General features: G+C 38.4%; 8 protein-coding genes, 2 tRNA genes and 2 rRNA genes (1 of these 12 running past the window's edge). All 12 read right to left on the bottom strand.

All coding sequences use genetic code 11. The features are described from left to right. A 23S ribosomal RNA gene (locus CGC49_RS07170) occupies positions 1-912 on the bottom strand (it extends 1,922 nt beyond the left edge of the window). 171 nt (positions 913-1,083) lie between these two features. Continuing rightward, a tRNA-Ala gene (locus CGC49_RS07165) sits at positions 1,084-1,157 on the bottom strand. 163 nt (positions 1,158-1,320) lie between these two features. Next, positions 1,321-1,394 (bottom strand) — tRNA-Ile (locus CGC49_RS07160). A gap of 150 nt (positions 1,395-1,544) precedes the next feature. After that, a 16S ribosomal RNA gene (locus CGC49_RS07155) occupies positions 1,545-3,062 on the bottom strand. The 16S and 23S rRNA genes sit together here with 2 tRNA genes alongside, the layout of an rRNA operon. 705 nt (positions 3,063-3,767) lie before the next feature. After that, positions 3,768-4,289: a hypothetical protein gene (locus CGC49_RS07150; protein WP_095912726.1), complete on the bottom strand. Its 522-nt coding sequence runs from the start codon at positions 4,287-4,289 to the stop codon at positions 3,768-3,770. A 63-nt stretch (positions 4,290-4,352) separates the two neighbouring features. Next, positions 4,353-4,889: a hypothetical protein gene (locus CGC49_RS07145; protein ID WP_042007841.1), complete on the bottom strand. Its 537-nt coding sequence runs from the start codon at positions 4,887-4,889 to the stop codon at positions 4,353-4,355. 18 nt (positions 4,890-4,907) lie between these two features. Next, a complete protein-coding gene (locus tag CGC49_RS07140) occupies positions 4,908-5,096 on the bottom strand; it encodes a hypothetical protein (protein WP_082021457.1) in 189 nt (62 codons plus the stop codon). Positions 5,097-5,230: 134 nt separating this feature from the next. Continuing rightward, on the bottom strand, positions 5,231-5,692 hold the full coding sequence (locus CGC49_RS07135) for a hypothetical protein (protein WP_042007838.1): 462 nt from the start codon (positions 5,690-5,692) through the stop codon (positions 5,231-5,233). Between the two features lies 1 nt (position 5,693). After that, positions 5,694-6,368 carry a tetratricopeptide repeat protein gene (locus CGC49_RS07130; protein WP_095912247.1) on the bottom strand — a complete coding sequence of 225 codons (675 nt, stop codon included), beginning with the start codon at positions 6,366-6,368 and terminating at the stop codon, positions 5,694-5,696. A gap of 50 nt (positions 6,369-6,418) precedes the next feature. After that, positions 6,419-8,068, bottom strand: coding sequence for a tetratricopeptide repeat protein (locus CGC49_RS07125; RefSeq protein WP_095912246.1), 1,650 nt, complete (start codon positions 8,066-8,068; stop codon positions 6,419-6,421). A 49-nt stretch (positions 8,069-8,117) separates the two neighbouring features. Next, the gene (locus tag CGC49_RS07120) at positions 8,118-9,017 is read right to left on the bottom strand and encodes a tetratricopeptide repeat protein (protein WP_095912245.1); all 900 of its coding nucleotides are present in this window, start codon (positions 9,015-9,017) and stop codon (positions 8,118-8,120) included. Positions 9,018-9,085: 68 nt separating this feature from the next. Beyond that, on the bottom strand, positions 9,086-10,123 hold the full coding sequence (locus tag CGC49_RS07115; RefSeq protein WP_095912244.1) for a hypothetical protein: 1,038 nt from the start codon (positions 10,121-10,123) through the stop codon (positions 9,086-9,088). Positions 10,124-10,160 lie beyond the last annotated feature (37 nt).

The raw sequence follows: 10,160 nt of genomic DNA, 5'->3' as shown, positions 1-10,160 counted from the left end.
CCCCCGCATCCAATCAGTAGCTCTACCTCTAATAAACTAGAACACGACGCTGTACCTAAATACATTTCGGGGAGTACGAGCTATTTCCCAGTTTGATTGGCCTTTCACCCCTACCCTCAGGTCATCCGAAGTCTTTTCAACGACAACCGGTTCGGTCCTCCACGCTGTGTTACCAGCGCTTCAACCTGCCCAAGGGTAGATCACCAGGTTTCGCGTCTACTACTACTTACTATAACGCCCTATTAAGACTCGCTTTCGCTACGAATTCGCATCTGAAATGCTTATCCTCGCAAGTAAAAGTAACTCGTAGGCTCATTATGCAAAAGGCACGCCGTCACCCTAATGGGCTCCGACCGCTTGTAAGCGTATGGTTTCAGGGTCTTTTTCACTCCGTTATTCACGGTTCTTTTCACCTTTCCCTCACGGTACTAGTTCACTATCGGTCTCTCAGGAGTATTTAGCCTTACCGGATGGTCCCGGCAAATTCAGACAGGGTTCCACGTGCCCCGCCCTACTCAGGATTTCCCTATGATTTATTATACGTTACCTATACGCGACTTTCACGCTCTATGATGTGATTTTCCAAACACTTCTAGTTCCATATAACAACCAATATCGGGTCCTACAACCCCCATATTGCCGTAACAATATAGGTTTGGGCTATTCCAATTTCGCTCGCCACTACTCTCGGAATCACTTTTGTTTTCTTCTCCTCCGCCTACTTAGATGTTTCAGTTCAGCGGGTTCGCCTCCTTAACAGGATACTGCACCTTCAATGCAGTGGGTTGCCCCATTCGGATATCTGCGGATCAAATCGTATGTGCCAATCCCCGCAGCTTTTCGCAGCTTATCACGTCCTTCTTCGCCTCTGAGAGCCTAGGCATCCCCCATACGCCCTTACATAACTTATTGCGCTTGTAGTTGTTTTGCTATTGCAAAACATACCTCGTTCTCTTTGATTCTTTATTTATTTCTCGATTTAATCAATCTTATTTGATCTCTCGTGTTTTTTATCCCAATATGTCAATGAACTCTTTATAGCTTTCCGCTATTAGCCATTAGCTAAAGGCTTTAAGCATTATGTGGAGAATAAGGGAGTCGAACCCTTGACCTCCTGCGTGCAAGGCAGGCGCTCTAGCCAGCTGAGCTAATTCCCCATTAATATAGGTATTAGGGGTTAGGCAATAGGGAATAGTTTATATCAATCCCAAAACTCTTACCTATCTTAAAAGCAACAACCTCTAAAATTTCCTTTCATTCTATTTGTATGAACTTTTTAGCTTTTAGCTATTGGATATTAGCCATTAGCTATCTGCTCTGTAGTCCCAGGCAGACTCGAACTGCCGACCTCTACATTATCAGTGTAGCGCTCTAACCAGCTGAGCTATGAGACTGCATCTTTTTAGCTATTAGCCATCAGCAAATAGCAATTAGTCTATATAACTTCTAAACACTAATCACTAACCTCTAATTAGCCTAGAAATATCGACTGCACAAGATTTAAAGAATACCCTACAATTACTCTCGTAAAGGCATTTCTCTAGAAAGGAGGTGTTCCAGCCGCACCTTCCGGTACGGCTACCTTGTTACGACTTAGCCCCAGTCACTAGTTTTACCCTAGGCAGCTCCTTGCGGCAACCGACTTCAGGTACCCCCAGCTTCCATGGCTTGACGGGCGGTGTGTACAAGGCCCGGGAACGTATTCACCGGATCATGGCTGATATCCGATTACTAGCGATTCCAGCTTCACGGAGTCGAGTTGCAGACTCCGATCCGAACTGTGACCGGCTTTATAGATTCGCTCCTGCTCACGCAGTGGCTGCTCGCTGTACCGGCCATTGTAGCACGTGTGTAGCCCAAGATGTAAGGGCCGTGATGATTTGACGTCATCCCCACCTTCCTCACGGTTTGCACCGGCAGTCCCGTTAGAGTGCTCGACTTAACTCGCTAGCAACTAACAGCAGGGGTTGCGCTCGTTATAGGACTTAACCTGACACCTCACGGCACGAGCTGACGACAACCATGCAGCACCTTGAAAAACGTCCGAAGAAATACCTATCTCTAGGTACGTCGTTTCCCATTTAAACCTTGGTAAGGTTCCTCGCGTATCATCGAATTAAACCACATGCTCCACCGCTTGTGCGGGCCCCCGTCAATTCCTTTGAGTTTCACACTTGCGTGCGTACTCCCCAGGTGGGATACTTATCACTTTCGCTTAGCCACTCAGTCCGAAAACCAAACAGCTAGTATCCATCGTTTACAGCGTGGACTACCAGGGTATCTAATCCTGTTCGCTCCCCACGCTTTCGTCCATCAGCGTCAATCGGTCGTTAGTAACATGCCTTCGCAATCGGTGTTCTGTGTAATATCTATGCATTTCACCGCTACACTACACATTCCAGCTACTTCACAACTATTCAAGACATACAGTTTCAAAGGCAGTTACTCAGTTGAGCTCAGTGCTTTCACCTCTGACTTATACGCCCGCCTACGGACCCTTTAAACCCAATGATTCCGGATAACGCTCGCATCCTCCGTATTACCGCGGCTGCTGGCACGGAGTTAGCCGATGCTTATTCATACAGTACCGTCATCAATCTACTCGTAGACCTTATTCTTCCTGTATAAAAGCAGTTTACAACCCATAAGGCCGTCATCCTGCACGCGGCATGGCTGGATCAGTCTTCCGACCATTGTCCAATATTCCTCACTGCTGCCTCCCGTAGGAGTCTGGTCCGTGTCTCAGTACCAGTGTGGGGGACATCCCTCTCAGAACCCCTACCCATCGTAGCCTTGGTGTGCCGTTACCACTCCAACTAGCTAATGGGACGCGTACTCATCTTTTACCACCGTAGCTTTAATTATTTAATGATGCCATAAAATAATACTATAAGGTATTAATCCAAATTTCTTCGGGCTATCCCTTAGTAAAAGGTAGATTGTACACGTGTTACGCACCCGTACGCCGGTCTAGGGAGAGCAAGCTCTCCTTACCCCTCGACTTGCATGTGTTAGGCCTGCCGCTAGCGTTCATCCTGAGCCAGGATCAAACTCTTCATCGTTAAAAATCTTTAATATCGTAACCTTTAACAAATAAGTAATCGACTCTTAGGATAATTCTTTAAATCTTATTCTTGTGCTGTCAACAATTTTTTCAATGAACTTTATTACTCTTCGCTTTTAGCTACTAGCTAACAGCTATTAGCTCTCAAAGCGGGTGCAAAGATAATAACTTTTTACCTTTACTTCCAAATTTTTTTTCAAAATATTTTTTTGAACTTTTCGCTTCGCGCTGTAAGCTATACGCCACAAGCTAATAGCTAACTGCTTTTCGAAAGCGGGTGCAAAAGTAATACTTTTTTTTCTAAACTACAAAAACTTTTGCAAACTTTTTTTCAAAATATTTTCTTGAACTTTTCGCTTCGCGCTGTAAGCTATACGCCATAAGCTAATAGCTAACCGCCTTTCCAAAGCGGGTGCAAAAGTAATACTTTTTTCTAAACTACCAAAACTTTTGCAAACTTTTTTCAAAATATTTTTTTGAGCGTTTTGCTTTGTGCTGTAAGCTATATGCTATAAGCTAATAGCTAACCGCCTTCCAAAGCGGGTGCAAAAGTAATACTTTTTATTTAACCACCAAAAGTTTTACAAACTTTTTTGGAACTTTTTTTACCCATTATTTTTAAACCATTATATATCAAGGAAATAAAATACATTTGTTTTATTAAACATTTCTTAATTATCAAGGCTCTAAAAGTAGTTCTTGATTATTTTACATTTACAGAATTTATAAAACTATCTTTTTCAGCAACTGCTCGCGGACTATCATTCATCAACACACATTCAAAGGCTATAATTCGTCCGCGAATAAATAAAGCCAATTTGGCTCTCCCTGAAACATCACCCGTAGCAGGATTCACAGCTCTATATTCCATTTTTCTACCATAAAACTTTCCTTTTTTTATTTCCTGCACTTGTACTTTATTTCCTATACTCGCCATAGCTCCCTTTACGAAATTATTTAAAAAACTATCGGCAATAGTTTTTTTATCCGCTTCTGAAAACTTTTGCTCTGCTATCATATATTCCGCACGTTGAGGCAAATCTACTATTTGCACCATAAAAATCACATTTTCAGTTTTAGAGATATAACTACGATACCCTTCAACAGTTGTATACTCTGGTTTATTTGGAAAAGTAACAAAAATACCATTCTCTACTTCTTTTCTTACTTGGGCAAAAAGCCCCATTGAAAATAAGAAGAATACAACGCTTAATTTGTTTTTCATAGAATTATTTTTAATCAATTTATTAGGTTGAACATTGCCTTACAAAATACATTCAGTTATTATTTAAAATTCGAAATTTGTAGCACTACTTCCTCCTTGTCTTTTAGAATCTCCTGTTTCTATTTCCCAAGTATAAGAAGTGTCATAGCCTACACAACATCCCGCATCAGCTCTAAAATACATATTTCCTTTTTTCATAAGTAGTTGAAAGCTCTGTCTATCCTTCTTAAAGCCCCATCCTAAGCCTTGTTCTACAAGTTCTGCATAACTCCAAGTATTCCAACCAAAAGGGGCTTTTGTTACCTTATAACCTTGCTTTAATTTCATTTTTATGGTATTTGAAATAAACTCAGCTATTGAGGCTTTATGCTCAGAACTACCTTTAATGGTAATTGAAACAGGTTTGTAATTATCATTCATTTTAATAGTTACAATTCCTTGAAGGTCGCCTTGTGGAGTGAACAAGGTAATATTATCTGAATCTTTATATTTTTCATAAAGTTTATCTATTTCGGATTTCGTTGCCGAAGTTTTTTTATTTTGACCATTTACATAACCTGTAAATATAGCTAATGTTATGAATAAAATTATCTTTTTCATTGTTATAAAATTTTGAAGTTATCTACATACTCCACACGAACCACCGCTATTACAATGTTTACAATATTTGCAGTTTTTACAGGCTTTACAATTTTTAGCTCCTACACATTTTGCACAACATTCATCTTTGACGGTTTCTCGAACCCCCATATAAGCAGTAGCTCCCAATGAAACCACTAAACTCATAATCAATACTATTTTTTTCATTTTTCACCTCTATTTCTTTTTCTAAACGCCTTAATTATTAAATATATCACCCCAACAATAAGCGATAACATCAATAATTTCCCTAAAAAGTAGCCTATTACATAACCTAAATTATACGTATCCATAACTATTATTTATTTTAATTTTAGTGTATTTTTTAAATGATTAAAGTGTTGTTTTAGTTGTGTGGGAGATTTTGCAAATACCATTATCGTATAAGCCACATTGTTATAAAAAAATGCAATGTGTTTTGCATAAATCTGGTCTTCTTGTGAATTTAAATCAGCTATAATAGCTTCTTGACCTAAAAAATTTTGCCATTGATAGTTAAGCGTACCCGAATTTTTAATCGCTTTTAAAAAGTCTTTTTGTTCTGATTTATTTCTAAATGAAATTTCTCGTGTGGCAAATGTATATCCAAACCTTTGTTTTTCATTTACATAAGAATAATTATTTGAACTGTTTTTAGGTTCATAATAATTTTCTACCTCTGTGCAATCACAACTAAAATCAAAATGTTTTGCTTGAATCTTTTTCTGTGCATTTACACAGATAGAAAACCATATTAGCGTTATAAATAAGATTTTATACTTCATATTACTTCATTTTATTTAAAAATTCACAGGCTTGTTCTAATTGTCCTTCTTCGCAAGCCTCAATTAACCATTCGATTGCTTTTTCGGCAGATTGTTTAACGCCTTTTCCGTCTCGATAGGCAAGAGCCAAATAAAATTGAGCCTCGGCATTGCCTTGCCCAGCTGATTTTTGATACCAATACACCGCCTGTTGATACGATTGAGCCACGCCTACCCCTTGATAATAAGCATTCCCTAAATTGAGTTGAGCGTGAGCGTTGCCTAACTCTGCCGACTTTTGATACCAAAACAAGGCTTCGGTGTTTGATTGCTCAACGCCTTTTCCTTTTTTATAGGCATCACCCAAGTTAAGTTGAGCATAAGTGTTATCTTGTTCGGCTGATTTTTTCCACCAGTAGATACCTTGCTGATACGATTGAGCCACACCCACCCCTTGATAATAAGCACTCCCTAAATTGAGTTGAGCGTGGGCATTGCCTAACTCTGCTGATTTTATCCACCAATATACCGCCTTTTCATAGGATTGGGCTACGCCCGTTCCTTCAAAATAAGCAAATGCTAAATCGAACTGAGCATCGGCATTGCCTTTCTCAGCTTTTTCTGTCAAAGTGCTTATGTCTTGTCCGTAAGACAAAACTGTTATTAAAGCACTTATGGTCAATAGCATATTTTTCATCTTTTATAAAATTAGACGTTATTCTATATAATTCATTTACAAATAAAAACTTACTTGCTTTTAATTTTATTAAACATACGGCAAGCTTCCTCTTCTCCTTGTTCACAAGCTTTTCCTAACCAATACGTAGCCTGTTCATACGATTGAGTTACGCCTTCTCCCTTATAGTAAGCAAGTGCTAATAGATATTGTGCATCGGCATTTCCCTGTTCCGCTGATTTCCTAACCCAATATACTGCCTGTTCATACGATTGAGTTACGCCTTCTCCCTTATAGTAAGCAAGTGCTAATAGATATTGTGCATCGGCATTTCCCTGTTCCGCTGATTTCCTAACCCAATATACTGCCTGTTCATACGATTGAGGGACACCTTGTCCATAATAGTAAGCAGTTCCTAAGGCAACTTGCGCTCGGGCATTTCCTTGCTCTGCCGATTTTCGTAGCCAATATATTGCCTTTTCATACGATTGGGCTACGCCTACTCCAAAATAGTAAGCAAGTCCTAAAAAATCTTGTGCGTTGGCATTACCTTGCTCGGCTGATTTTGTCCACCAATATACTGCCTTTTCGGAAGATTGTGCTACGCCTTTTCCTTCATCGTAAGCCTTTCCTAAATGATATTGTGCTGCGGTATTACCCTGCTCGGCTGATTTTGTCCACCAATATACTGCCTTTTCGGAAGATTGTGCTACGCCTTTTCCTTCATCGTAAGCCTTTCCTAAATGATATTGTGCATCCGCATTGTCCTGTTCCGCTGATTTTCTCCACCAATATACTGCCTTTTCGTATGATTGTACTACGCCTTCTCCTTTATCGTAAGCATTTCCTAAATGATATTGTGCATAGACATCGCCTTGATTGGCTGATTTTCTCCACCAATATACTGCCTTTTCGTATGATTGAGCTACACCTTCTCCTCTATAATAATTAGCCCCTAAGAGTACTTGTGACTTAGCATGCCCCTGTTCTGCTGATTTTTGATACCAATATACCGCCTTTTCATACGATTGAGCCACACTTGTTCCCCCAAGATAAGCAACCCCTAAAACATATTGTGCATGAATATTTCCCTGTTCCGCCGATTTTGTCAACCAATACACCGCCTTTTCGGGTGATTGAGCTACACCTTCTCCCTCATAATAAGCATTTCCTAAACGATATTGTGCATCGGCATCGCCTTGCTCGGCTGATTTTTGAAACCAAAATAGTGCCTTTTTATATGATTGTGCTACGCCTTCTCCCTTATAATAAAGGAACCCTAAATTATGTTGTGCTTCAGCATCTCCCTGTTCTGCCGATTTTGTCAACCAATATACTGCCTGTTCGTACGATTGAGATACACCTTCTCCGTTATAGTAAGCATTTCCCAAATTATTTTGTGCATCAGTATTTCCCTGTTCTGCTGATTTTGTCCACCAATACACCGCCTCTTCGTACGATTTTGCGATGCCTTTTCCCATATAATAAACATTTCCTAAAATATATTGTGCAAGGGCATTGCCCTGTTCCGCTGATTTTCTCCACCAATATACTGCCTTTTCGGAAGATTGTGCTACGCCTTCTCCTTTATCGTAAGCAACGCCTAATTTACATTGTGCTTCGGCATTGCCTTTATTTGCTTTTTCTGTCAAAGTGTTTATGTCTTGTCCGTAAGACAAAACTGTTATTAAAGCACTTATGGTCAATAGCATATTTTTCATCTTTTATAAAATTAGAGTTATTCTATATAATTCATTTACAAATAAAAACTTACTTGCTTTTAATTTTATTAAACATACGGCAAGCTTCCTCTTCTCCTTGTTCACAAGCTTTTCCTAACCAATACGTAGCCTGTTCATACGATTGAGTTACGCCTTCTCCCTTATAGTAAGCAAGTGCTAATACATATTGTGCATCGGCATTTCCCTGTTCCGCTGATTTCCTAACCCAATATACTGCCTGTTCATACGATTGAGTTACGCCTTCTCCCTTATAGTAAGCAAGTGCTAATACATATTGTGCATCGGCATTTCCCTGTTCCGCTGATTTCCTAACCCAATATACTGCCTGTTCATACGATTGAGGGACACCTTGTCCATAATAGTAAGCAGCTCCTAAGGCAGCTTGTGCTCGGGCATTTCCTTGTTCTACTGATTTTCGTAGCCAATATACCGACTGTTCATACGACTGTTCTACAACAGCTCCCTTATAGTAAGTAATCCCTAATTCATATTGTGCGTCGGCATTTCCCTGTTCCGCTGATTTTCTCCACCAATATACTGCCTGTTCATAGGATTGTGTTACACCTTCCCCATTGTAATAAGCATTTCCTAAAATATATTGTATATTCATATTTTCTCTTTGCTCTGCCGATTTTGTCCACCAATATACAGCCTTTTCGTGTGATTGAGTCACACCTAATCCAAAACGGTAAGCAATTCCTAAAATATCTTGTGCATCCGCATTCCCCTGTTCCGCTGATTTTATTAACCAATATACTGCCTGTTCATAGGACTTAGCCACGCCTTTCCCTTCAAAATAAGCACTTCCCAAATTATATTGTGCAATAGCGTCTCCTTTTTGAGCTTTTTTCTCGATTTCTTCAATATCATTTTGCCCATAAGATAAAGAAGTAATTGCCATCATTAGTGATAAAACTATCTTTTTCATTTTTTACATCTATTTCTTTTAAATTTATCCCTACTCTATTACAGGCTTTTCGGGTTTGCCTTTTCTTTTTAGTTCCCCTTTTTTGGTGTTAAATAAATAGTTACTTTATTAGTTCTTTCTGTTGGTATGAGCCATTTTTTTAAACTTTCAACTTGGTCTAAAACCTTTTTTTCTTCATTATTTTCTAATTCAGAAATGATTTCTATCTTTTCATCAGACATTTTTAATTTTATCTTGCTCAATTTTTCATAATCCTTAATTCTTTTATAAGGTTCAATAGTGTCAATCAAACATAAGAAGAAAAAGAAAGGATATTCTTCTAACGTAATTTTATACTTATCTCCTAACGAATGATCAAATATAAGTTCATCCATACCATATTTTCTATATTTCCCTTGGTCATTTTTATCACCAAACCAAATATTATGTGCCAAAATATTCCACGCACAGAAATTATATATATCTTCTAATCCTTGCTCCCAATTAAAGGTAGCATCGCCTGACAGCTCAGTCCAATACCTTATCTTACAGAGACTATGAAACATTAAATAAGCTGCGGTAATCCCGTGATCATTCTTTCCTCCTTCTCTTATTCTATAATCGTAATATTTTGGGTGAATTTCTTTATAAAAAGGAGGGATACCTTCTACTTCTTTTAAATCGGAAGTTTTATTTTTTAATTCTTCTAACGAAATATACTTTATTCCTGTACTTTTTTCAATCGCATATCCTAAATCGTGGAATAGACAAGTCAAAAACCAAACAAATGTAAACAGACGATTATCTGATGATATTTTCAATTTTTTTATAAGCTCTCCAAGCTGTTTGTCTATCAAATCTTTAATTTTTTCATTGTTTTGATAGATATAATGCCCTATGAAAAATGTAGAAACTATATGTGTAGCTCTATCTTCTATCTTATCAATCTCTTCGTTAAGTGCATTTTCCTCCTTGCCCGAAAGTTTAATAAAGTTTTTGATAAACTCCTTGCTTTCTTCAATACTCAACATCGGATTTTCTGTAAATTCTTCTTTTCCTTTATAGTAATTCCAATTTTGTTGTTGAAATGTTTGGTCAATTGCATCTTTAAAACTAATTGATTTCATCATTTGTTATTTTACTTCTACTCTGTTGCAAATCTTA

The organism is Capnocytophaga sp. H4358 (assembly GCF_002302515.1).
GTDB classification, from domain to species: domain Bacteria; phylum Bacteroidota; class Bacteroidia; order Flavobacteriales; family Flavobacteriaceae; genus Capnocytophaga; species Capnocytophaga canis.
The sequence above is the reverse complement of the archived record's forward strand: the minus strand, read 5'-3'. Positions and strand labels throughout refer to the sequence as shown.

What these genes read in the sequence shown, in the direction of transcription:
- CGC49_RS07130 (WP_095912247.1), bottom strand. Translation starts at nt 6,368, where the DNA reads ATGAAAAATATGCTATTGACCATAAGTGCTTTAATAACAGTTTTGTCT.
- CGC49_RS07145 (WP_042007841.1), bottom strand. Translation starts at nt 4,889, where the DNA reads ATGAAAAAGATAATTTTATTCATAACATTAGCTATATTTACAGGTTAT.
- CGC49_RS07150 (WP_095912726.1), bottom strand. Translation starts at nt 4,289, where the DNA reads ATGAAAAACAAATTAAGCGTTGTATTCTTCTTATTTTCAATGGGGCTT.
- CGC49_RS07140 (WP_082021457.1), bottom strand. Translation starts at nt 5,096, where the DNA reads ATGAAAAAAATAGTATTGATTATGAGTTTAGTGGTTTCATTGGGAGCT.
- CGC49_RS07135 (WP_042007838.1), bottom strand. Translation starts at nt 5,692, where the DNA reads ATGAAGTATAAAATCTTATTTATAACGCTAATATGGTTTTCTATCTGT.
- CGC49_RS07120 (WP_095912245.1), bottom strand. Translation starts at nt 9,017, where the DNA reads ATGAAAAAGATAGTTTTATCACTAATGATGGCAATTACTTCTTTATCT.
- CGC49_RS07115 (WP_095912244.1), bottom strand. Translation starts at nt 10,123, where the DNA reads ATGAAATCAATTAGTTTTAAAGATGCAATTGACCAAACATTTCAACAA.
- CGC49_RS07125 (WP_095912246.1), bottom strand. Translation starts at nt 8,068, where the DNA reads ATGAAAAATATGCTATTGACCATAAGTGCTTTAATAACAGTTTTGTCT.